At 70.3% G+C, this 21,314-nt stretch carries 23 protein-coding genes; 19 read left to right on the top strand and 4 right to left on the bottom strand.

Going from position 1 to position 21,314, the window contains the following annotated elements:
- Window positions 1-69: 69 nt before the first annotated feature.
- From Q9S71_RS00335 to Q9S71_RS00310, 6 genes are all read left to right on the top strand, one after another.
- On the top strand, window positions 70-2,334 hold the full coding sequence (locus Q9S71_RS00335) for a polyribonucleotide nucleotidyltransferase (protein WP_311861642.1): 2,265 nt from the start codon (window positions 70-72) through the stop codon (window positions 2,332-2,334).
- Window positions 2,335-2,538: 204 nt separating this feature from the next.
- Complete coding sequence (locus tag Q9S71_RS00330) at window positions 2,539-3,558, top strand: aldo/keto reductase (protein ID WP_311859959.1); 1,020 nt, start codon at window positions 2,539-2,541, stop codon at window positions 3,556-3,558.
- A 65-nt stretch (window positions 3,559-3,623) separates the two neighbouring features.
- A complete protein-coding gene (locus Q9S71_RS00325; RefSeq protein WP_311859958.1) occupies window positions 3,624-4,223 on the top strand; it encodes a histidine phosphatase family protein in 600 nt (199 codons plus the stop codon).
- 1 nt (window position 4,224) lies between these two features.
- Window positions 4,225-5,046, top strand: a complete 822-nt coding sequence (locus Q9S71_RS00320; RefSeq protein ID WP_311859957.1) for a sulfite exporter TauE/SafE family protein — start codon at window positions 4,225-4,227, stop codon at window positions 5,044-5,046.
- 9 nt (window positions 5,047-5,055) lie between these two features.
- Window positions 5,056-5,868: a 4-hydroxy-tetrahydrodipicolinate reductase gene (dapB, locus tag Q9S71_RS00315; protein WP_311859956.1), complete on the top strand. Its 813-nt coding sequence runs from the start codon at window positions 5,056-5,058 to the stop codon at window positions 5,866-5,868.
- Window positions 5,865-6,314: a tetratricopeptide repeat protein gene (locus tag Q9S71_RS00310; protein ID WP_311859955.1), complete on the top strand. Its 450-nt coding sequence runs from the start codon at window positions 5,865-5,867 to the stop codon at window positions 6,312-6,314. The genes dapB and Q9S71_RS00310 overlap by 4 nt, the downstream gene beginning before the upstream one ends.
- Before the next feature lie 4 nt (window positions 6,315-6,318).
- Here the strand turns inward: Q9S71_RS00310 and Q9S71_RS00305 are convergent, their stop codons facing one another.
- From Q9S71_RS00305 to Q9S71_RS00290, 4 genes are all read right to left on the bottom strand, one after another.
- A complete protein-coding gene (locus Q9S71_RS00305) occupies window positions 6,319-7,209 on the bottom strand; it encodes a TIGR01777 family oxidoreductase (protein WP_311859954.1) in 891 nt (296 codons plus the stop codon).
- On the bottom strand, window positions 7,202-7,627 hold the full coding sequence (locus Q9S71_RS00300; RefSeq protein WP_311859953.1) for an OsmC family peroxiredoxin: 426 nt from the start codon (window positions 7,625-7,627) through the stop codon (window positions 7,202-7,204). The genes Q9S71_RS00305 and Q9S71_RS00300 overlap by 8 nt, the downstream gene beginning before the upstream one ends.
- 94 nt (window positions 7,628-7,721) lie before the next feature.
- The gene (locus Q9S71_RS00295) at window positions 7,722-8,288 is read right to left on the bottom strand and encodes a DUF4395 domain-containing protein (protein ID WP_311859952.1); all 567 of its coding nucleotides are present in this window, start codon (window positions 8,286-8,288) and stop codon (window positions 7,722-7,724) included.
- On the bottom strand, window positions 8,281-8,718 hold the full coding sequence (locus Q9S71_RS00290) for a TlpA family protein disulfide reductase (protein WP_311859951.1): 438 nt from the start codon (window positions 8,716-8,718) through the stop codon (window positions 8,281-8,283). The genes Q9S71_RS00295 and Q9S71_RS00290 overlap by 8 nt, the downstream gene beginning before the upstream one ends.
- 82 nt (window positions 8,719-8,800) lie before the next feature.
- Between Q9S71_RS00290 and thyX the strand changes: the two genes are divergently transcribed.
- The 13 genes from thyX to Q9S71_RS00220 all read left to right on the top strand — a co-directional run bounded on the left by thyX (window position 8,801) and on the right by Q9S71_RS00220 (window position 21,236).
- Complete coding sequence (gene thyX, locus Q9S71_RS00285) at window positions 8,801-9,544, top strand: FAD-dependent thymidylate synthase (RefSeq protein WP_217531385.1); 744 nt, start codon at window positions 8,801-8,803, stop codon at window positions 9,542-9,544.
- A gap of 21 nt (window positions 9,545-9,565) precedes the next feature.
- Window positions 9,566-10,315, top strand: coding sequence for an SDR family NAD(P)-dependent oxidoreductase (locus Q9S71_RS00280; protein ID WP_311859950.1), 750 nt, complete (start codon window positions 9,566-9,568; stop codon window positions 10,313-10,315).
- Between the two features lie 555 nt (window positions 10,316-10,870).
- The gene (locus Q9S71_RS00270) at window positions 10,871-11,371 is read left to right on the top strand and encodes a DUF559 domain-containing protein (protein WP_311861640.1); all 501 of its coding nucleotides are present in this window, start codon (window positions 10,871-10,873) and stop codon (window positions 11,369-11,371) included.
- Window positions 11,372-11,477: 106 nt separating this feature from the next.
- Window positions 11,478-12,455 carry a 4-hydroxy-tetrahydrodipicolinate synthase gene (gene dapA / locus Q9S71_RS00265; protein ID WP_311859949.1) on the top strand — a complete coding sequence of 326 codons (978 nt, stop codon included), beginning with the start codon at window positions 11,478-11,480 and terminating at the stop codon, window positions 12,453-12,455.
- On the top strand, window positions 12,452-14,128 hold the full coding sequence (locus Q9S71_RS00260; RefSeq protein WP_311859948.1) for a ribonuclease J: 1,677 nt from the start codon (window positions 12,452-12,454) through the stop codon (window positions 14,126-14,128). The genes dapA and Q9S71_RS00260 overlap by 4 nt, the downstream gene beginning before the upstream one ends.
- Window positions 14,129-14,149: 21 nt before the next feature.
- Window positions 14,150-14,641 carry a GNAT family N-acetyltransferase gene (locus Q9S71_RS00255; protein ID WP_311859947.1) on the top strand — a complete coding sequence of 164 codons (492 nt, stop codon included), beginning with the start codon at window positions 14,150-14,152 and terminating at the stop codon, window positions 14,639-14,641.
- 68 nt (window positions 14,642-14,709) lie between these two features.
- Window positions 14,710-17,406, top strand: a complete 2,697-nt coding sequence (locus Q9S71_RS00250) for an FtsK/SpoIIIE family DNA translocase (protein WP_311859946.1) — start codon at window positions 14,710-14,712, stop codon at window positions 17,404-17,406.
- Between the two features lie 33 nt (window positions 17,407-17,439).
- Window positions 17,440-18,006, top strand: a complete 567-nt coding sequence (pgsA, locus tag Q9S71_RS00245; protein ID WP_311859945.1) for a CDP-diacylglycerol--glycerol-3-phosphate 3-phosphatidyltransferase — start codon at window positions 17,440-17,442, stop codon at window positions 18,004-18,006.
- Entirely contained in the window at window positions 18,006-18,542 is a 537-nt protein-coding gene (locus Q9S71_RS00240) for a CinA family protein (protein WP_217531378.1), read from the top strand. The genes pgsA and Q9S71_RS00240 overlap by 1 nt, the downstream gene beginning before the upstream one ends.
- Before the next feature lie 149 nt (window positions 18,543-18,691).
- Entirely contained in the window at window positions 18,692-19,012 is a 321-nt protein-coding gene (locus Q9S71_RS00235; RefSeq protein WP_311859944.1) for a helix-turn-helix domain-containing protein, read from the top strand.
- 7 nt (window positions 19,013-19,019) lie between these two features.
- Window positions 19,020-19,241: a DUF3046 domain-containing protein gene (locus tag Q9S71_RS00230; RefSeq protein ID WP_311859943.1), complete on the top strand. Its 222-nt coding sequence runs from the start codon at window positions 19,020-19,022 to the stop codon at window positions 19,239-19,241.
- A 226-nt stretch (window positions 19,242-19,467) separates the two neighbouring features.
- Window positions 19,468-20,526, top strand: coding sequence for a recombinase RecA (gene recA / locus Q9S71_RS00225; protein ID WP_253034316.1), 1,059 nt, complete (start codon window positions 19,468-19,470; stop codon window positions 20,524-20,526).
- Window positions 20,527-20,528: 2 nt separating this feature from the next.
- Window positions 20,529-21,236 (top strand): regulatory protein RecX, encoded by a 708-nt coding sequence (locus Q9S71_RS00220; protein ID WP_311859942.1) that lies wholly within the window; start codon window positions 20,529-20,531, stop codon window positions 21,234-21,236.
- Window positions 21,237-21,314 lie beyond the last annotated feature (78 nt).

The raw sequence follows: 21,314 nt of genomic DNA, 5'->3' as shown, positions 1-21,314 counted from the left end.
TTCCTGCTCCTTCGCACGATCTCGCTCGCGAAACGCGCGTGCGAGTCTAAACAAAGAAGGAGAGACCTCTTGGAAGGTCCTGAAATCACCGCCGCCGAAGCCGTCCTCGACAACGGACGCTTCGGCACCCGCACCGTCCGGTTCGAGACCGGACGCCTCGCCCAGCAGGCGCAGGGCGCCGTCGCCGCCTACCTCGACGAGGAGACGATGCTCCTGTCGGCCACCAGCGCCGGCAAGCACCCCCGTGAGGGCTTCGACTTCTTCCCGCTGACCGTCGACGTCGAAGAGCGTTCGTACGCGGCGGGCAAGATCCCCGGCTCGTTCTTCCGTCGCGAGGGTCGTCCCTCGACGGAGGCGATCCTCGTCTGCCGCCTCATCGACCGGCCGCTGCGTCCGTCGTTCGTCGACGGCCTCCGCAACGAGGTCCAGATCGTCGTGACGGTGCTGTCCATCGCGCCCGGCGAGTACTACGACGCCCTCGCGATCAACGCGGCCTCCGCGTCGACGCAGATCTCGGGTCTGCCGTTCTCGGGCCCGATCGCCGGTGTGCGCCTCGCGCTCATCCCCGGTCACGGCGAGCACGCCGACCAGTGGGTCGCGTTCCCGAACCAGAAGCAGGTCGAGGAGGCCGTGTTCGACCTCATGGTCGCCGGTCGCGTCCTGCCCGACGGCGACGTCGCGATCATGATGGTCGAGGCCGAGGCCACCGAGAACTCGTGGAACCTCATCAAGGGCGGCGCCGTCAAGCCGAGCGAGGACATCGTCGCCGGTGGCCTCGAGGCCGCCAAGCCGTTCCTCAAGCAGCTCGTCGAGGCGCAGGCGCAGATGGCCGCCGAGTCCTCGCGCGAGCCGGGCGTCTACCCCGTCTTCCCGCCGTACAGCTCCGAGGTTTACGACTTCGTGGCCGGCCGCGCCTACGACGACCTGGTGAACGTGTACCAGATCGCCGACAAGCAGGAGCGTCAGGCTGCCGACGACGCCGTGAAGGACCGCGTCAAGGCGGAGCTCATCGCGGCCGTCGAGGCGGAGCAGCTGCCCGCCGGCGCGCCGATCGAGTTCTCCGCCGCGTACAAGTCGGTGACGAAGGTCGTCGTCCGCGGCCGCATCCTCTCCGAGGGCGTCCGCATGGACGGCCGCGGGCTGGCCGACATCCGTCCGCTCGACGCCGAGGTGCAGGTCATCCCGCGCGTCCACGGCTCGGCGATCTTCCAGCGCGGCGAGACCCAGATCCTGGGTGTCACCACGCTGAACATGCTCAAGATGGAGCAGCAGATCGACTCGCTGTCGCCCACGACGAGCAAGCGCTACATGCACCACTACAACTTCCCGCCCTACTCGACCGGTGAGACCGGCCGTGTCGGCAGCCCGAAGCGTCGCGAGATCGGGCACGGCTTCCTGGCCGAGCGCGCCCTCGTTCCCGTGCTGCCGAGCCGCGAGGAGTTCCCGTACGCGATCCGTCAGGTGTCCGAGGCGCTCGGCTCCAACGGCTCGACGTCGATGGGCTCGGTGTGCGCCTCGACCCTGTCGCTGCTGAACGCCGGTGTGCCGCTGCGCGCACCCGTCGCCGGCATCGCGATGGGTCTCGTGACCGACGAGGTCGACGGCCAGACGCGCTACGCCGCGCTGACCGACATCCTCGGTGCCGAGGACGCCCTCGGCGACATGGACTTCAAGGTCGCCGGCACGAGCGAGTTCATCACCGCGATCCAGCTCGACACGAAGCTCGACGGCATCCCGTCGTCGGTGCTCGCCGCCGCGCTGACGCAGGCGAAGGATGCCCGCCTCACGATCCTGAACGTCCTGAACTCGGCGATCGACGCGCCTGACGAGATGGCGCCGACCGCGCCGCGCGTCATCAGCGTCCAGATCCCGGTCGACAAGATCGGTGAGCTGATCGGCCCCAAGGGCAAGACGATCAACGCGATCCAGGACGAGACCGGCGCGCAGATCTCGATCGAGGACGACGGCACGGTGTACATCGGCGCCGTCGACGGTCCCTCGGCCGAGGCCGCGCGGGCGCAGGTGAACGCCATCGCCAACCCGACCAACCCCGAGGTCGGCGAGCAGTTCCTGGGCACGGTCGTCAAGATCGCGACCTTCGGTGCGTTCGTCTCGCTTCTGCCCGGCAAGGATGGTCTGCTGCACGTCAGCGAGGTCCGTAAGCTCGCCGGCGGCAAGCGCGTCGAGAACGTCGAGGACGTCCTCGGTGTCGGTCAGAAGATCCTGGTCCGCATCACCAAGATCGACGACCGCGGCAAGCTGTCGCTCGAGCCCGTGGTCGAAGAGTCGGCTCCTGCCGGCGACGCGGCCGCCGAGGCGGCGGTCGAGGCCTGATCCTCCTCTGACGAACGCCCGTCCTCTTCGGAGGGCGGGCGTTCGCCGTTTCGCTGCCGCCCCGCTGCGGCAACCGTTATCGAAACGTCATCGTCCACGGGGTGGCTGTGCACGTCGCGTCCGAGGGCTGTTCTACCCTCGGAGTGAGCGCACCCGGCGGCGCGTGGACGCATGCCTCCCCGAGCGCTCTGCAAGGAGACGGGCATGGCAGCGTTCGAGACGGCGGATCCGACGTCGCCGAGCGCCGCGCCCGCCCTGCACCCCTCCGGTCCGCTGCCCGTCCACGGCGCTCCGGTGGGCCGCACCGTGCGCGTCGCCCTGGGCGAGACCGGGTTCTCGGTCTTCCCGCTCATCCTCGGCGGCGGCGAGTTCGGCTGGCACGTCGACATCGCGGCGGCCCACGCCATCCTCGACCGCTACGTCGACCGCGGCGGCAATGCGCTCCACACCTCCGACAGCTACGCCGCCGGTCGCAGCGAGCACGCCATCGGCAGATGGATGGCGGCCCGGCGCAACCGCGACGACATCGTCCTCACGGTCCGGGTCGGTCGCGGCGCCGACAACCCCGGTCTCGGCCCGGTCAACCTCGTGCGGGCCGTCGAGGCATCCCTCATCCGACTCGGCACCGACCGGATCGACGTGCTGTCCCTCGACGGCACCTCCGACCGCACCACCATGCTCGAGGACACCCTCGCCACGGCGGAGTGGCTCGTCGAGTCGGGCAAGGTGCGTGCTGTCGGCGCCGCGGGCTACCGCGCCGCGCAGCTGGTGGAGGCCCGCATCCTGTCGGCGGCCGGATACCCCCGCTTCACGGTGCTCGACGTGCCGTACAACGTGCTCCGGCGCGACGAGTTCGACGGCGATCTGCGACTGGTCGCCGGAGCGCAGGGCATCGCCGTCACGCCGTCGCAGGCCCTCGAGCACGGGTACCTGTCGGGGATGCATCGCGACCGCGACCACGTCGGGGGCACGGTGCGCGGTCGCCAGTTGGCGGCGAGTATGAACCGTCGAGGCGCGCGCACCCTGCGGGCGCTCGACCGCATCTCGGGCGAGCTCGCGGTGCCGCCCGCCGCCGTCGCGATCGCCTGGCTCCTCGCGCAGCGGGTCGTCGCGGCCCCGATCGTCAACGCGTACGCCGTCGCTCACGTCGACGAACTCGTGCAGGGGGTGGGGGTGCACCTCAGTCGTGCCCACCTCGCCGAGATCGCGCGGGCCACCGACTGAGGCTGGTTTAGGGTGGAAGGAGCCGGGGCAACCCCCGGCGCAGTTTCGACGAAGCGAGCAATCAGGTGACGCACTATCTGTATCTGGTGCGGCACGGCGAGCACCTCGACGCCGAGCACGGGCTGGCTGACGGACCGCTTTCGCCGCGTGGTCGCCGCCAGGCCGAGCTCCTCGCGGATCGCCTGTCGGGGGTCCCGCTCACCGCTGTGTGGCACTCACCGCTGCTGCGTGCGGCCGAGACCGCTCGCGCTGTCGCCGAGCGCCTGCCCGCGGTCGACCCCGAGCCCACCGCCCTGCTGTTCGACTGCGTGCCGAGTGGCATGACGCCGGACACCCCCCACGTCTACGAGCCGTTCTTCGGGGGAGTGACCGAGGCCGAGGCCGACGCGGGAGCCGCGCAGATGGCGGATGCCGGGGCGGAATTCCTCGCGCACCGTCCCCACGCGCACGAGCTGCTGATCACCCACAACTTCGTCATCGCGTGGTTCGTGCGCGAGGTGCTGCAGGCGCCGGAATGGCGGTGGCTGACGATCAATCAGGCGCACTGCGGCCTGACGGTGCTGGCGCAGCGCCCGGGGCGTCCGTGGACGCTCGTCTCCCACAACGACCTCGCGCACCTGCCCGTGGAGCTGCGGACGGGCCTCCCCGACATCCTCTCGGTGTGAGGTGCTGACCGGCCCTCTCCTCGCCGAGTGGCTCCCCGTCTCCGCGAGCGCCCTGCTGTTCCTCGTCGTCGCCGCCGGCGTCGCCGGCTGGGTGGACGCCGTCGTCGGAGGAGGCGGCCTCATCCAGCTCCCCGCCCTCGTGATCGGGGTGCCGAAGGACGTCGCGACGCCGTTCATCCTCGGGACGAACAAGCTCTCGTCCTTCTTCGGGACGCTCTCGGCCAGCTGGGTCTATCTGCGTCGTGTCCGGGTCCACCTCACCCTCCTGATCCCGCTCGTCGCCGGGGCGTTCGCCGGTTCCGCCGTCGGTGCGGCTCTCTCGCGGTACGTGCCCCGCGAACTCCTGACCCCTGTCGTGCTCGTCGCCGTCGTCGCCGTCGGCGTCTACACGCTGCTGCGGCCCCGCATGGGGCTGCACCACGAGCCGCGGCACACGGATCGCCGCGCCGTGGTGTGGCGCTCGGGCGCCATCGGGCTCGGGGTCGGCTTCTACGACGGGATCCTCGGGCCGGGCACCGGGTCGTTCTTCGTCATCCTCCTCGTCGGCGTCCTCGGCTTCGGGTTCCTGCAGGCGAGCGTGAACGCCAAGATCGCGAATCTCACGACGAACCTGGCCGCGCTCATCGTCTACGGTGTGCACGGCGAGATCATCCTCGCCCTGGGCCTGCTGATGGCGTGCGCCAACATCGCCGGTGGTCTCCTCGGCGCACGGATGGCCACCCGCGGCGGCAACGGCTTCGTCCGCGTCGTGTTCCTCGTCGTCCTCGGCCTGCTGGTCGTCAAGCTCGCGTGGGACACGATCGCGTCGTTCCTGCCCGCCTAGGCTGGTGGCATGACGACGCGCGTGGCCCTCGTGGGCGGGACCGGCAAACTCGGCGGGATCATCTCCCAGGTGATCGCAGCGACCGACGGATACGAGACGGTCGCCGTCCTCGGGTCCTCGAGCGACCTCGCCGAGCTCGACGGGGCCGATCTCGTCGTCGACGCTTCGACCCCGGCCGTGTCGATCGACGTCGTCCGCGCCGCGATCGAGCGCGGCAAGAACGTCCTCGTCGGCACCTCCGGATGGTCCGCCGAGCGCATCGCCCTCGTCCGCCCGCTGGTGGATGCCGCCGGCACGGGCGCCGTCTTCATCCCGAACTTCTCGCTGGGTTCGGTGATCGGGTCCGCGCTGGCCGCGGCATCCGCTCCCTTCTTCCCCTCGATCGAGATCGTCGAGACCCACCGCGAGACGAAGGTCGATTCGCCCAGCGGCACGGCCGTCCGCACCGCGGAGCTCATCGCCGCGGCGCGGTCGGAGGTCGGACCCGTCGAGGCGCCGCACGTCGACCAGCGCGCGCGGGGTCAGCAGATCGCGAGCGTCCCCGTCCACTCGCTCCGCCGTCCGGGCGTCATCGCTCGCCAGGAGACGATCCTGTCGGGGCCGGGGGAGTCGCTCACGATCGTCCACGACACCGTGGACCCTGCCGCGGCCTATGCCCCCGGCATCCGCGTGGCACTCGATGCCGCGCGCGACGCGTCGGGGATCGTCGTCGGTCTCGACGCGATGATCGACATCGGGATCCGGATGCCGCACACGTCCCGCACCGTGCCGGTCGCCGACGGGGACGTCTCGGGCCAGGTCGCCGCGACGACCGCCCGATGAGGACCCGCATCGGCGTCGGGATCGTCGCCGTCGTCCTCGTCCTCTACATCGCCCTCGTCGCGCAGCGCGCCGTGCTGCTCGTGGCGAGCGGCGATCCGGTGGGCATCGCGATGGGGATCGCCCTCGTGCTCCTGCCCGTCGTGGCGGTGTGGGCGCTGTGGCGGGAGCTGAGCTTCGGCCTGGGAGCGCAGCGGCTCGGCCGACGACTCGAGGCCGAGGGCGGCCTGCCGGAGGAGGAACTGTCGCTGCGCCCGAGCGGACGCCCCGTGCAGGCCGAGGCCCATGCGCTCTTCCCGGCGTACCGCGACGCCGTCGAGCGCGACCCCGACGACTGGCGCGCCTGGTACCGGATGGGGCTCCTTTACGACGGTGCGGGCGACCGCCGGCGTGCACGCAGCGCCATCCGCACCGCGATCTCGCGCGAGCGCGCCGACCGTCGCGGCTGACCGGTCAGACGGCCGCCGCCACGGCGTCCTCGACGGTCGGATGCCGGAACGTGAAGCCCGACTCGAGCAGCACCGCCGGGACGACGTGCGTGTCGTTGGCGAGCAGTGCCTCGACCGCGTCCTTGCCGAGCACGAGCCGGACCGCCCACAGGGGCGCGCGCAGCACGTACGGGCGGTTCAGGCGGCGTGCCAGCGCGAAGCCGAGGTCGTTCGCGGTGGCGCGTTCGGGCCCCGTCAGGTTGACCGGTCCCGTGATCCCGCGGTCGATGATGTGGCGGATCGCACGGACCTCGTCCTCGAGCGAGATCCACGGCCACACCTGCGTGCCGCGGCCGAGCGGCCCCGACAGGCCGAGCTTGGTGAGCAGCAGCAGCGGCTTCAGCACGCCGTCCCGGTGGACGACGGGGGCGGTGCGCAGCAGCGCGGTGCGGACGCCCGATGCGGTCGCCGCGGACTCCCACTCGCCGCAGAGGTCGGACAGGAACGCGTCGCCGCGCGGACCCGACTCGTCGAAGGTCCGGCCGTGCGCGTCGGGCGGGTAGTACCCGGTCGCCGAGGAGCTCACGAACAACGGCGCCTCGTCCCCGAGCTCGCGGAGGGCGCGGGCGAGTGTCTGCGTCGGATGGATGCGCGACCACACCAGCGTCTTCTTGTAGGACGGCGTCCACGGGAAGCGCCCGATCGTCGCGCCGTTGAAGTTCACGACGGCCGCAGCCCCCGCGAGCACCTGGGGGTCGAGCGGCGAATCGCCCGGCGCCCAGGTGACCTCGTCGGGGGCCTGCGCCTCGTGGCGGACGAGTCGCGTGACGGTGTACCCGTCGGCCCGCAGCGAATCGACGAGCGCCCGTCCGATCAGACCCGACGCCCCCGAGACGACGACGCGGCGATCAGGCAAGCGTCGCCTCGAGCGTGATCTCGATGCCGGAGAGGGCTGCCGAGACGGGGCATCCCGCCTTCGCCTCGTTGGCGATGCGGTCGAAGTCCTCCGCCGAGAGGCCGGGCACCGACGCGTTGACGTTCAGGTGCGAGCCGGTGATCCCGGAGCCGGGGATGAAGGTGACGGATGCCGTGGTCTCGACGCTCTCGGGCGGGGTGCCGTTCTCGGCGAGGGCGTTGGAGAGGGCCATGCTGAAGCACGACGAGTGTGCGGCGGCGATGAGTTCCTCGGGCGTCGTCACCGAGGTGGATCCCTCGCTGCGCGCCTTCCAGTTCACGGCGAACGGTCCCTGGTTGGAGCTCTCGAGGGCGACCTCGCCCGCCCCTTCGAACAGGGTGCCCTTCCAGCTGGTGGTGGCTTCGCTCGTGACGCTCATGGTGTCTCCTCGGTCGTGGTCGTGACGGATCGCTGCCGAGCCTAAACCTCGTCCATGAGCGTGCGATATGACTTGACGCGGCCGCAGCGGAGCGTCAGGCGGTACGGCCCACGAGGCCGACGCGCTGCAGGACCAGCCACAACTGGCATCCGAGGCACAGCCCGAACACGGCGTTGAGGAACGCGGCCATGAAGGCGAGGCCCGCGGCGATCGGGAGCGCCACCGGGACGCCCATCACGTGGAGCAGCAGACCGACGGTGGTGACGAAGAGTCCGACGCCCTGGGCGAAACGGGGCGGGCGGGGGTCCTCGAGGTCGGTCGGGGGAGCGAGGCGGGGCTGGATGAGGCGGCGGTAGAGCACACCCCACGGCGCCGTGCGCGGCGAGATCACACCCCACAGGAACAGCACCGCGATCACGAGGACGGCGAGGAAGCCGGGGTCGAGGAGGCGCGCCGGCAGCGGTGTGAACGGAAGCACCCAGCCCTGGACCGGGACGATGAACATGCCGCCGCCCAGCGGGCCGAGCCAGCCGAATCCGGCGTCGGTGTGAGCGGTCGAGCTCCCCAGCAGCGCCAGCAGCGTCGCAACGAGCAGCAGCACCGACGTGACGGATGCCGCGAACCGCGGCCCGCGTGGATCGATCCCGCGCACCTCAGCCACGGCCGGCTCCCGTGGTCACCCGGTCGAGCTCCATCTCGACGACCTGGCGTCCGGGTGTGCCGCCGAACCGGGAGCGCACGATGCCGTGCTTGTCGAGGATGAGGGTGGTCGGGGTCTGCAGGACCCGGAAGTGCTGCGCGATGTCGACGCGGTGGGTGAGGTCGACGTCGAGGTGGATGACCCCGTCCCGCTCGTCCGCGATCTCGCGGAGCGTGCGGTGGACGCCCGGGCACCGGCCGCACATCTCGGTGCTGAACTGCAGCAGGGTCGCCTCGTCGCCGAGCCGCTCCGCGCCCAGGCGGGTCGGCTCGACGACTTCCTGCGGGTCGAAGGGACGCGGCCGGTTCTGCCGCCACCGCAGCGTGAGACCGATGCCGACGGTGACCGCGAGCAGCGCGGTCAGCACGACGATGGCGGGGAGGAGTTCCATGACCGCTCCACAGTAATGCCGGCCGCGGTGTCGGGGCGCCGCGGCGTCATCCGGCGTCACCCCGGCGGGTAGTGTGTGAGCCGTGAGTGAGCGCGCCGACAGCCCCGAGATCGAGTTCCGCAGCGATGTCACCGTCGAGCTGGTGCGCTCGTCGGCATCCGACAGTGACGTGCTCTTCGCGGCCCGGGTCTCGACCCAGGGCGAGCAGACCCTCGAGGCCGCCGCCGAGGGCACCGAGGCGACGGGGCGCGACCGCGGCCTCATCAACTACCTCATGCGCGACCGCCACGGTTCGCCGTTCGAGCACAACTCGATGACCTTCTACGTCCAGGCGCCGATCTTCGTGTTCCGCGAATTCATGCGGCACCGCATGGCGTCCTACAACGAGGAGTCGGGCCGCTACCGCGAGCTGCGTCCCGTCTTCTACGTCCCGGCCCCCGAGCGCAATCTCGTCCAGGTCGGCAAGCCCGGCGCCTACCAGTTCCTCCCCGGGTCCGAGGAGCAGGTCGAGCTCGTCGCCCGCGAGACGCGCGCGGCATCCGTCGCCGCTTTCGAGAGCTATCAGCGGATGCTGGACGCCGGCATCGCCCGCGAGGTCGCCCGCATCGTCCTGCCGCTGAACATCATGTCCTCGATGTACGTGACGGTGAACGCCCGGTCGCTGATGAATTTCCTGTCGCTGCGCACCACCCGCGAGGGCACGCACTTCCCGTCGTTCCCGCAGCGCGAGATCGAGATGTGCGCCGAGAAGATGGAGAACGTGTGGCGCGAGCTCATGCCGCTCACGTACGCCGCCTTCAACGCGAACGGTCGCGTCGCCCCCTGACCCGCTCCTAGGCTGGCGCGCATGAGTCGCACCGCCCTCGTCACCGGAGCCAGCTCCGGGATCGGCGCAGAGTACGCCCGTCAGTTGTCGTCCCGCGGCGCCGAGGTCGTCCTCGTCGGCCGCGACGCCGACGCGCTGCGCGCTCTCGTCGACGAGATCGCGGCGGCCGGAGGACGGGCCGAGCTCCTCGTGGCCGACCTGCTCGATCCCGCCGAGCGGCGGCGCGTCGAGGAGCGCGCGGCGGGTGTCGACGTGCTCGTCAACTGCGCCGGCTACGGCCTGCGCCGCGCGTTCGAGGAGAGCGACATCGACGAGGAGGCCCGCCACCTCGAGCTCCACGCCGAGGTGACGATGCGTCTCACCCGTGCCGCGCTGCCCGCAATGCTCGAGCGCGGCAGTGGCCGCATCCTGAACGTCGCCTCGGTGGCGGGGCTGGTCCCGCGGGGCACGTACGGAGCCGCCAAGGCGTGGGTCGTGAGTTTCAGCCGGTGGGCGAACGCCGTCTACGCGCCCCGCGGCGTGACGGTCACGGCGGTGTGTCCGGGCTTCGTCCACACGAACTTCCACGAGCGGCTCGGCCTGCCGCCCGGTCAGGAGGGCGTCCCCGGATGGATGTGGCTGGAGGCCGCTCAAGTGGTGCGCACCACGCTGCGCGACGCCGCCCGCGGCCGTGCCGTCAGCATCCCCTCGTTCCGGTACAAGGCTCTCGTCGCCGTCTCACAGCTGCTGCCCGACCGCGTGGTGGTGCCCGCCGCCTCCCGCGGCCGCTGACCCGGAACACCGCGTTCGCGCGCGTCGGCTCACGCTTGCACGACCGTTGGTGCGGAATGCGCCGAGACGGCCGATTTGGGCGACGAGGTCCCCACCGACCGTGCATCCGTCGCACTCTCCACACAACGCCGCACGAACTCGCTCTCCGCGAAGCCGCGGCTGCGGGGACCCTGCAGTGCCGTGGGCGACGAGGCTCGACGGATGGATGCCGCGACAGTCGCCCATCACGTCCGCGTCCTCGGCGGTATCGCGAGGTCTGCGCAGCTGTGTCGCCGAGGGGCGACGCGGGCACAACTCACCCGTGCAGCGGATCGCGGCGCCCTGGTCCGCGTCCGGAACGGCGTGTACGCGGTGCCCGAGGTAGATGCGTCGACCCGGCTCGCGGCCGCGCACGGGGGCGAGCTGTGCTGTGCCTCCGCACTGCGCCACCATGGTGTCTGGGTACTCGAGCATCCGGTCGGCCTGCACGTCTGGGTGGGGCCGGACGCGCGTGTCCATCCTCACGACGGATGCCGATGCACGACCCACCGGGACGAGGGCCGAGCCGCTTTCGGTGTGGTCTCGGTCGTGCACGCCCTCATCCAGTCCGTCCGCTGCCTCGGAGCCGAGGGATTCTTCGCGGCATTCGAGTCCGCCTGGCACCTCGGTCTCCTGACCGGGTCCGACCGGGCGCTCGTGCGGCAGGGCATCCCTGCGCGGTTCCGACATCTCGTCGACATCGCGCGGCCGGACGCCGAGAGTGGGATCGAATCTCTCCTCCGCTTGCGGCTGTCGCGTCTCGGCATCCGTCTGGAGTCCCAGGTCCTCGTCGCGGGTGTCGGCAGGGTGGACTTCGTCCTCGCGGGTCGGATCATCCTGGAAGTCGACGGGCGGCTGAACCACGACGGCCCCGCTCAGCGGCACCGCGACCTCGTGCGGGATGCCGAAGCCGCCGCTGCGGGGTACGAGACGCTGCGGTTCGACTACGCCCTCATCGTCCACGACTGGCCCCGAGTCGAGCGCGCGATCCTCGGCACCCTCGCTCGCAGTCGGCGACGGATGCACGAGCAGCGGTGACGGAGACAAAGGCCCGAGATATCGAGTAGACACCCATCCCACGGATCGTGCATCTGTCACCACCACCCCGCACGACCGACGGACCCCGACCGGTACCCTGGGAACCATGACGCACTCCGCCAATCCGTTCGGTCAGGTGCTCGTCGCGCTCGTCACTCCGATGACGGCCGACGGCGAGGTCGATTGGCCCGCGGTCGAGAAGCACATCGACGACGTCATCACCGGCGGCGCCGACGGCATCGTCGTGACCGGCACGACCGGTGAGACCAGCACGCTGACGGATGCCGAGAAGCTGAAGCTCGTCGAGGTCGGCAAGTCCGTCTCCTCGGGACGCGCCAAGATCATCACGGGCGGCGGCTCCAACGAGACCGCTCACGCGATCGAGCTCTACAAGGCGAGCGAGAAGGCCGGCGCGGACGGCATCATGATCGTCACGCCGTACTACAACAAGCCCACCCAGGCCGGCATCCTGACGCATTTCCGCCTCGTCGCCGACGCGACGGACCTGCCCGTCATCCTCTACGACATCCCCGGGCGCACGGGTGTCCCGATCAAGTACGAGACGATCCTGCGCCTCGCCAAGCACCCGAACATCCTCGCGGTGAAGGACGCCAAGGGCGACTTCAGCGAGGTCAGCCGCGTCCTCAACCAGACTGACCTGCTGTACTTCTCGGGCGACGACGCCAACGTCCTGCCGCACCTCTCGATCGGCGCCGCCGGCCTCATCGGCGTCACGGCGAACATCACGTCCGCTCCCTACCGGGTGATCGTGGATGCCGTGAACCGGGGCGACCTGAAGACCGCGACCGCCGCGCACCAGAAGCTCGAACCCCTCGTCCGCGCCGTGATGACCCACGTCCCGGGCACCGTGAGTGCGAAGTACATCCTCCACGGACTCGGCCGCATCTCCAGCCCGCGCGTGCGTCTGCCGCTCGTCGGGCCGGAGGAGTGGGAAGCCGCCCTCATCGAGGACGAGCTCGCCCTCGTCACGGATGTCGTCGGTGCCGACTTCTCCAACTTCCGACCTGACCGCAATGCCGCCGCCGGCGGCGCCCTCCCGAAGGTGCATGGAACAACTCGATGACCACTCCCGTCTCCGCCCCTGAAGCACTCGCGCCCGGCACGCTCCGGGTGACCCCCGTCGGCGGACTCGGTGAGGTCGGCCGCAACATGACGGTCTTCGAGTTCGACGGCAAGCTGCTCATCGTCGACTGCGGCGTGCTCTTCCCCGAGGAGCACCAGCCCGGCGTCGACCTGATCCTGCCCGACTTCGAGGCGATCCGCGGCCGGCTCGACGACATCGTCGGCGTCGTCCTCACGCACGGTCACGAGGATCACATCGGTGCGGTGCCCTACCTGCTCAAGCGCAAGGGCGACATCCCCCTCATCGGGTCGCAGCTGACCCTCGCCCTCGTCGAGGCGAAGCTCAAGGAGCACCGGATCAAGCCGTACACGCTCACGGTGAAGGAGGGGCAGCGCGAGCAGGTGGGCCCCTTCGACCTCGAGTTCGTCGCGGTGAACCACTCCATCCCGGATGCGCTGGCCGTCGGCATCCGCACCCCCGCGGGCCTCGTCCTCGCGACGGGCGACTTCAAGATGGACCAGCTGCCGCTCGACGGTCGCCTCACGGACCTCCGCGCGTTCGCCCGTCTCGGCGAGGAGGGGGTCGACCTCTTCCTCGTCGACTCCACGAACGCCGACGTCCCCGGCTTTACCCCGCTCGAGCGCGCCATCGGGCCGGTGCTCGATCAGGTGATCGGCAAGGCGCCGCGCCGCGTCATCGTCGCGAGCTTCTCGAGCCACGTGCACCGCGTCCAGCAGGTCATCGACGCTGCCGCTGCTCACGGCCGGCGGGTCGCGTTCCTCGGCCGGTCGATGGTCCGCAACATGACGATCGCCGAGCAGCTCGGCTACCTCCACGTCCCCGACGGCGTCCTGATCGACTACAAGAAGGCCAAGGACCTCCCCGACGATCGCATCGTCTACATGTCGACGGGTTCGCAGGGCGAGCCGATGGCCGTGCTGTCGCGGATGGCGAACCTCGACCACGCGATCGAGCCGGGCGAGGGCGACACGGTCATCCTGGCCTCGAGCCTCATCCCGGGCAACGAGAACGCCGTGTACCGCGTGATCGACGGGCTGACCAAGCTCGGGGCGAACGTCGTCCACAAGGCGAACGCGAAGGTCCACGTCTCGGGCCACGCCGCCGCCGGTGAGCTCCTCTACTGCTACAACATCCTGAAGCCGAAGAACGTCCTGCCCGTCCACGGCGAGTACCGCCACCTCATGGCGAACGCCAAGCTCGCGCAGGACAGCGGCATCCCCGCCGAGAACACGATCCTCGCCGAGAACGGCACCGTCATCGACCTGAAGGACGGGGTGGCTCGTGTCGTGGGTCAGCTCGACCTCGGCTTCGTGTACGTCGACGGGTCGTCCGTCGGCGAGATCACGGACGCCGACCTGAAGGACCGTCGCATCCTGGGCGAGGAGGGGTTCATCTCCGTCATCGTCGTGGTGGATGCCGCGACCGGCCGCATCGTGACGGGCCCCGAGATCCACGCGCGCGGCGTCGCGGAGGACGACGCGGTGTTCGACTCCGTGAAGCCGAAGATCGCCCAGGCGCTCACCGACGCCGCCCAGTCGGGTGTCCGCGACCAGCACGCCCTGCAGCAGGTCGTGCGCCGCACGATCGGGCGCTGGGTCAACCAGTCGCTGCGTCGCCGGCCGATGATCGTCCCCATGGTGATCGAAGCCTGACGAGGCCGCTACCATTCGGGCATGCCCGAGTCGTGGTCGCTGCGCCCGGCCGTTCAAACGGACGGGGTGTTCCTCGGCGACATGGTCGTCGAGGCCGCCAACTGGCGGCCCGGTGCGGCGCGCCCGCGACACGAGATCTTGTCGCATCCCGACTACAGCAGGTACCTGTCGGGGTGGATGCGGCCCGGTGACGTCGGATTCGTCGCCGTCGCCGGCGCGGAACAGATCGGGGCCGCGTGGTACCGGACGATGCCGCCGAACGATCCCGGCTTCGGGTACGTCGGCACGGGGGTGCCCGAGCTCATCATCGGGGTGAAACCGCTGTGGCGTTCGCACGGCGTCGGGCGTGCGCTCCTGCGGCGACTGTGCGACGAGGCCCGTACCGAGGGCCGCGCGCGCATCTGCCTGTCGGTCGAGCGGGGGAACTTCGCCCAGGTCCTCTACCGGAGCGAGGGGTTCGCGGTCACGCGCAGCGGGTTCGGCCGCGACACGATGGTCATGCGCCTCGGCTGACCGCGGATACCGGCGAGGGGTCGCGTCAATCCGGGCACATGTCGGTCCTCGCGCCTACCGTGGAAGGTATGCCCAGGAGCAGCAGTCCGGCCAGCAAACCCCGCGCCTCCGCGTCGGGCTCCTCGGCGCGCGCGAAGAAAGCCGAGCCCACGCCTCGTCGAAAGGCCGAACCGGCCCCGAAGCGATACGTCGACGACGTCGAGCGTCCCCCGGTCCTGGTCCGCGCCTGGCTGGGGCTCGCGCACGTGGCGGGCGGCATGTTCCGCGCCTTCGGCTCCGAATCGCTCGAGAAGGACCAGCGGCGCGACGGGTTCCCGTTCCTCCTCGTCCTCATGGCGATCGCCGGCGCCGTCGTCGAGTGGTTCCTCATCGGGACCGAGGTCGGCACCAACATCAGCGCCTACACCGTGGGTGCGCTCATCGGCCGCGAGGCGTTCGTCTTCCCCGTCATCCTGCTCCTGCTCGCGGGGTGGCTCTTCCGGCATCCGCCCTCCGTCCACGACAACGGCCGGATCGGCATCGGCGCGGGCCTGTTCATCCTCGCGGTCGCCGGCTTCTGCCACGTCGTCGCGGACCGACCGCAGCCGAGCGAGGGCCTCGCCGCACTGAGCGCCGCGGGCGGCCTCTTCGGGTGGGCCATCGGCGAACCGTTGACGGTGCTCACCGAGATCGGGGCCGGCATCGTGCTGGGCCTGCTCGCGTTCCTCAGCGTCCTGATCCTCACCAAGACACCGCCGAACCGCATCGGGCGACGCCTCGGCGACCTGTACGCCTGGATGTTCGGCGCCGAGCGCTCCGAGGCCGACGACGCGCCGTCCCAGGGTCGGACCGGACCGACGGTCGCCTTCGACGCACCCGAGGACGAGGGGGAGTCGCTGCCCTGGTGGCGGCGCAACAAGTCCGGCCGCGAAGAGGACGCCGACGGCGGACTGGGCGCCGACGACCTGACGGCGCTCCTCGAGGCCAGCGGCGACGGCAGCTTCGACAACCCGGTGACGACGCCGGGGCCCGAGGTGACGCCGGATGCCGTGACGGAGATCATCGCGCCCGCCGCGCCCCGTACGCCGGGCCGCAAACGCGACGCCGCGGACGGGGACGTGCCGCCTGTTCCGCCGCTGCCGGACTTCGTGGCCGCGAACCTCGACTCCGTCGACCCGGATGCCGCGGACTACCGGCTCCCGTCCGCCGACGCGCTCGCCGCCGGCACGCCGCACAAGGCGCGCTCCGAGGCGAACGACGCGATGGTCCGCGCCATCATGGGCGTCTTCGAGCAGTTCTCCATCGACGCGAAGGTGACCGGTTTCTCGCGCGGACCGACCGTGACCCAGTACGAGATCGCTCTGGGGTCCGGGGTCAAGGTCGAGCGCATCACCGCGCTCACCAACAACATCGCCTACGCCGTCGCCTCCAACGAGGTCCGCATCCTCGCCCCGATCCCGGGCAAGAGCGCGATCGGTGTCGAGATCCCCAACACCGACCGCGAGATCGTCACGCTCGGCGACGTCCTGCGCTCGCCCAACGCGCAGCAGGCGACGCATCCCATGACGATCGGCATCGGCAAGGACGTCGGCGGCGGCTACGTCGTCGCGAACCTCGCCAAGATGCCCCACCTCCTGGTCGCGGGCTCGACTGGTTCGGGCAAGTCGAGCTTCGTGAACTCGATGATCACGAGTCTGCTGATGCGCGCGAAGCCGTCGGACGTCCGCATGGTGCTCATCGACCCCAAGCGGGTCGAGCTCACCTCGTACGCCGGCGTGCCGCACCTCATCACGCCCATCATCACGAACCCCAAGAAGGCTGCCGAAGCGCTGCAGTGGGTCGTGAAGGAGATGGACATGCGGTACGACGACCTCGCGTCGTTCGGATTCCGCCACATCGACGACTTCAACCGCGCCGTCGTGGCGGGCGAGATCCAGCTCCCCGCCGGCAGCGAGCGCGTCCTGAAGCCCTATCCCTACCTGCTGGTCGTGGTCGACGAGCTCGCGGACCTCATGATGGTCGCCCCCCGCGACGTCGAGGACTCGATCGTCCGCATCACGCAGTTGGCCCGTGCCTCCGGTATCCACCTCGTCCTCGCGACGCAGCGGCCGTCGGTCGACGTCGTGACGGGTCTGATCAAGGCGAACGTCCCGTCCCGTCTCGCGTTCGCGGTGACGAGCGTCACCGACTCGCGCGTCATCCTCGACCAGCCCGGCGCCGACCGCCTCATCGGACAGGGCGACGGGCTCTTCCTCCCGATGGGTGCCTCCAAGGCCGTGCGCGTCCAGGGCGCGTGGGTCGCCGAGAAGGAGATCGAGAAGGTCGTCGCGCACGTCAAGAACCAGGCGCGACCCGAGTACCGCAAGGACGTCGAGGCGATCGTCGAGAAGAAGGAGATCGACGCCGACATCGGTGACGACCTCGAGCTGCTCCTCGCCGCCGCCGAGCAGATCATCACGACCCAGTTCGGGTCGACGTCGATGCTGCAGCGCAAGCTCCGGGTCGGCTTCGCGAAGGCGGGTCGCCTCATGGACCTCCTCGAGGCGCGCGAGATCGTCGGTCCCTCCGAGGGTTCCAAGGCCCGCGACGTGCTCGTCACCCCCGACGAGCTGCCCGCCGTCCTCGCCCGCCTCCGCGGCGAGGAGCCTCCGGCGGACGCGACGCCTGTGTCGACTCCTGCGGCCGACCCGTATGGGCCCGACGCGGTGACGCAGCAGTTCGAAGGCTACGAGGTCGTCGAGTCCGAGGGCGATGAGGATGCCTGGGGTCTCACGGGCCGCGACTGAGGTCGGGTGTCCGCGGCTCGATAGGCTCGGACCGTGACGATCCCCCGGCAGCTCCCGAACGCCATCACGATCCTGCGCATCCTGTGCGCGCCGGTGTTCGTCTGGATGCTCCTCGCCGACGGCGGCTCGGACGGCCCGCTCCGGTGGTGGGCGGCGGTGCTGTTCATCGTCGCGATCGCGACGGACGGCATCGACGGGTATCTCGCCCGCAAGCACGACATCGTGACGGACCTCGGCAAGCTGCTCGATCCGATCGCCGACAAGGTGCTGACCGGCGCCGCCTTCGTGTCGCTGTCCATCCTCGGGGAACTGCCCGTCTGGGTCGTCGTCCTCGTCCTCGTGCGCGAACTCGGGATCACGGTGCACCGCCTCGTCGTGGCCACCGACCACGTGGTGGCGGCCGCCTGGATGGGCAAGCTGAAGACGGTCGCGCAGGCCGTGGCCCTCTCGCTCGCCCTCCTACCGCTCTGGACGGCCGTGGGGGAGTGGATCCACGTCGTCAACACGATCACGATGAGCGCGGCCGTCGTCCTGACCGTCGCCAGCGGGATCGACTACGTCGTCACCGCGCTCCGCTCCCGCACCTCGAGGAAGCCATGATGCGCCGGACGCCCAGCGAACTCCCCGAGGAGCTCGAGCAGACCGCGGTCGCCAGCGGACCCCGCTCCGAGTCCGAGCGGCTCGTCGAGCGACTGAAGGAACTGGGGTGGACCCTCGGTGTCGCCGAGTCGCTCACGGGCGGCCTCGTCGCGGCATCCGTCGTCTCGGTGTCGGGTGCGTCGGCCGTCTTCCGCGGCGGCGTCGTCGCCTACGCCACCGATCTGAAGGAGCGGCTCCTCGGGGTCGACGCGACCCTCCTCGAGGCCCACGGTCCCGTGCATCCGCGGGTGGCGCGCCAGATGGCGGACGGCGTCCGTCGCACCGTCGGGGGCGCTGAGCCGGCCGACGTCGGCATCGCCACGACGGGGATCGCCGGACCGGTGTCGTCGGACGGGCAGCCGGTGGGGACGGTGCACATCGCCGTCTCCACGCCGCTCGGATCACGGGTCGAGTCGCTCCTGCTGGAGGGCGACCGGGACGAGATCCGCACGGCTGCGGCAGCCCGTGCGATCACGCTCGCCGTCGACGCTCTCTGAGGCGGGAATAGCGCTCGTTCCGAGCACGTTACGTCTCGGTGATTCCCATCCATTCCCCAGCGCTCGGGGTCTAGGGTGACATCGAACGTGTTGTACCGTGGTTCCCCCGCAAGGGATTCGGTGGATCGCAGCAGAGGGAGGGCCCACGCATGATCCTGGTTCGTCAAGAGATCGGTGACGTCCTCCGCGACTTCCGTCTGCAGAAGGGTCACACCCTCCGCCAGGTGTCCGGCAAGGCCAGTGTGGCCCTCGGCTACCTGAGCGAGGTCGAGCGCGGGCAGAAGGAGGCGTCGAGCGAGATCCTCGCCGCCGTCGCCGAGGCACTGGATGTGCCGATCTCCGCCATCATGCGCGAGGTGGGCGAGCGCATCTCCGTGCTGGAGGGCCTGCACTCGCTGGGCGACGTCGTCCCGGACGACCTCGCGTCGCTGGGAGAGGACGTCCCCGCTCCCGAGCTGTCGCTGCGCTGACCGCTCGATGCGTCACAGCGAGTTCGATCGCGCCGTCTCGGACGAGTTCGGTGCCGGGGGGGCCGCCCTCGTCTCGGATCTGGTGCTTTCCGCCGTGGGTAACAAGACGGCGCGCGAAGCGCTGGACGCCGGCGTCCCGCCGCGCGAGGTCTGGTACGCGCTCTGCGCGGAGACCGACGTCCCCGTCGCCCGCCGACACGGGGCAGGACGGCTCGATCCGCGGCGCTGACCGGCGTGTCATATCGAAGATGCGTTCGATACGGGCGTAGTCTTCTTCACAGCGGGTGTCGTAGAGACGTCATCCACGGAAGCAGGCGCCGGCAGATGGATGTCGGAGGGTCCTCCTAACGTGAACGACGTCAGATGACACCCCCGCCCTGTCGCAGAATCCGAACCGTCGGTGACGATCGCGACAGCCTACGGGCGACGGAACCGCGAGCACGAAGGAGCACGACATGCCATCACCTGCCGACCGCGAGAAGGCCCTCGAATCGGCCCTCGCCCAGATCGATCGCCAGTTCGGCAAAGGATCGATCATGCGACTGGGCAGCGACGAGCGCGCTCCCGTCGAGGTCATCCCGACCGGTTCCATCGCGCTCGACGTCGCGCTCGGCATCGGCGGCATCCCCCGCGGCCGTGTCGTGGAGATCTACGGTCCGGAGTCCTCGGGTAAGACGACGCTGACGCTGCACGCGATCGCGAACACGCAGCGCGCCGGTGGCATCGCCGCCTTCATCGATGCCGAGCACGCCCTCGACCCCGCCTACGCCGAGAAGCTGGGCGTCGACATCGACGCCCTGCTCGTCTCGCAGCCCGACACGGGTGAGCAGGCGCTCGAGATCGCGGACATGCTGATCCGCTCCGGCGCCATCGACCTCGTCGTCATCGACTCCGTCGCCGCGCTCGTCCCCGAGGCCGAGATCAAGGGTGAGATGGGTGACTCCCACGTGGGTCTCCAGGCGCGCCTCATGTCGCAGGCCCTCCGCAAGATCACGGGTGGTCTGAACCAGACGAAGACGACCGCGATCTTCATCAACCAGCTCCGCGAGAAGATCGGTGTGTTCTTCGGTTCGCCCGAGACCACCGCCGGCGGTAAGGCGCTCAAGTTCTACGCGTCCGTCCGCCTCGACATCCGTCGCATCGAGACGCTGAAGGACGGCTCAGAGGCCGTGGGCAACCGCACACGTGTGAAGGTCGTCAAGAACAAGATGGCGCCTCCCTTCAAGCAGGCGGAGTTCGACATCCTCTACGGGGTCGGGATCTCCCGCGAGGGCAGCCTCATCGACTTCGGCGTCGAGCACGGCATCGTCAAGAAGTCGGGTGCGTGGTACACGTACGAGGGCGAGCAGCTCGGTCAGGGCAAGGAGAACTCCCGCAACTTCCTGCTGAAGAACACCGATGTGGCAGCCGAGATCGAGACCAAGATCAAGCAGAAGCTCGGCATCGGTCAGCCCAAGCAGGCTGAAGCGGATGCCGCGACGCCCGACGAGCTGGCGGCTCGCCGCCCGGCCTGATCATGACGGACCGGAACGGGGGCGAGCGCGACTCGCTCGCCCCCGTCATCCCCCTCTTCGGACAGCGGGTCGAGCGCTCATCCGTATCCTCCGGCGATACCGAGGCCCAGCCGTGGCATGCGACCTGGATCGGCGAGCGATCGGAATCGGAGCGGGCCGCGCGTGCCGCCCATCCGGCGACGGGAACCCTTCCCGTGGTCGTCCCCGCCGAGGAGGATGAGGCCGCTGCGGCGGCGGAGCGGACGCTGCTGCGAAAACTCCGCACGCGGTCGCTGTCCGTCCGGGAGGCGCGATCGGCTCTCCGAGAGCACGACCTCGACGAGGCCGCATCCGATGGCATCATCGACAGGTTCCTCTCGTTGGGGTACCTCGACGACGCCGCCCTGGCGGAGCAGCTGATCGACAAGGCGACCTCCCGCAAGGCGCAGGGTCGTCAGGCCATCGCGCAGACGCTCTCGCAGCGAGGAATCCCGCGAGAGGTCGTCGACGAGGCGCTCGCACAGCTTCCCGACGACGAGGCGGAGCGCGCGCTCGAGTTCGCCCGTACCAAGGCGCGCGGACTGATGGGTGTGGAGCGGGATGCCGCGCTGCGGCGGTTGGCAGGTCAGCTCTCCCGACGGGGGTACGGCGCCGTCGCGCTGTCGGTGGCGCGTCAGGCGCTCGACGAGCTCAGCGCGCCTCCACGGAGCGGGGTTCGTTTCGAGCCGTGACTCCCGTGTCGACGGTGTCGTCGTGCGGCCTCGTCTGACAGACTCGGCCCCACGTGCGCATCGCACGACGGAGAGGGC

It is taken from the genome of Microbacterium gawkjiense (assembly GCF_031932225.1).
Classification (GTDB): domain Bacteria; phylum Actinomycetota; class Actinomycetes; order Actinomycetales; family Microbacteriaceae; genus Microbacterium; species Microbacterium gawkjiense.
This window is presented reverse-complemented; position numbering and strand designations above follow the sequence as displayed.

Bases quoted from the DNA above. Each gene is read 5' to 3' on its own strand.
- Q9S71_RS00310 (WP_311859955.1), top strand. From the start codon at position 5,865: ATGAGGACCCGCATCGGCGTCGGGATCGTCGCCGTCGTCCTCGTCCTC.
- Q9S71_RS00300 (WP_311859953.1), bottom strand. From the start codon at position 7,627: ATGAGCGTCACGAGCGAAGCCACCACCAGCTGGAAGGGCACCCTGTTC.
- Q9S71_RS00255 (WP_311859947.1), top strand. From the start codon at position 14,150: ATGCCCGAGTCGTGGTCGCTGCGCCCGGCCGTTCAAACGGACGGGGTG.
- Q9S71_RS00290 (WP_311859951.1), bottom strand. From the start codon at position 8,718: ATGGAACTCCTCCCCGCCATCGTCGTGCTGACCGCGCTGCTCGCGGTC.
- Q9S71_RS00235 (WP_311859944.1), top strand. From the start codon at position 18,692: ATGATCCTGGTTCGTCAAGAGATCGGTGACGTCCTCCGCGACTTCCGT.
- Q9S71_RS00330 (WP_311859959.1), top strand. From the start codon at position 2,539: ATGGCAGCGTTCGAGACGGCGGATCCGACGTCGCCGAGCGCCGCGCCC.
- dapB (WP_311859956.1), top strand. From the start codon at position 5,056: ATGACGACGCGCGTGGCCCTCGTGGGCGGGACCGGCAAACTCGGCGGG.
- Q9S71_RS00240 (WP_217531378.1), top strand. From the start codon at position 18,006: ATGCGCCGGACGCCCAGCGAACTCCCCGAGGAGCTCGAGCAGACCGCG.
- Q9S71_RS00260 (WP_311859948.1), top strand. From the start codon at position 12,452: ATGACCACTCCCGTCTCCGCCCCTGAAGCACTCGCGCCCGGCACGCTC.
- recA (WP_253034316.1), top strand. From the start codon at position 19,468: ATGCCATCACCTGCCGACCGCGAGAAGGCCCTCGAATCGGCCCTCGCC.
- Q9S71_RS00280 (WP_311859950.1), top strand. From the start codon at position 9,566: ATGAGTCGCACCGCCCTCGTCACCGGAGCCAGCTCCGGGATCGGCGCA.
- dapA (WP_311859949.1), top strand. From the start codon at position 11,478: ATGACGCACTCCGCCAATCCGTTCGGTCAGGTGCTCGTCGCGCTCGTC.
- Q9S71_RS00250 (WP_311859946.1), top strand. From the start codon at position 14,710: ATGCCCAGGAGCAGCAGTCCGGCCAGCAAACCCCGCGCCTCCGCGTCG.
- Q9S71_RS00230 (WP_311859943.1), top strand. From the start codon at position 19,020: ATGCGTCACAGCGAGTTCGATCGCGCCGTCTCGGACGAGTTCGGTGCC.
- Q9S71_RS00220 (WP_311859942.1), top strand. From the start codon at position 20,529: ATGACGGACCGGAACGGGGGCGAGCGCGACTCGCTCGCCCCCGTCATC.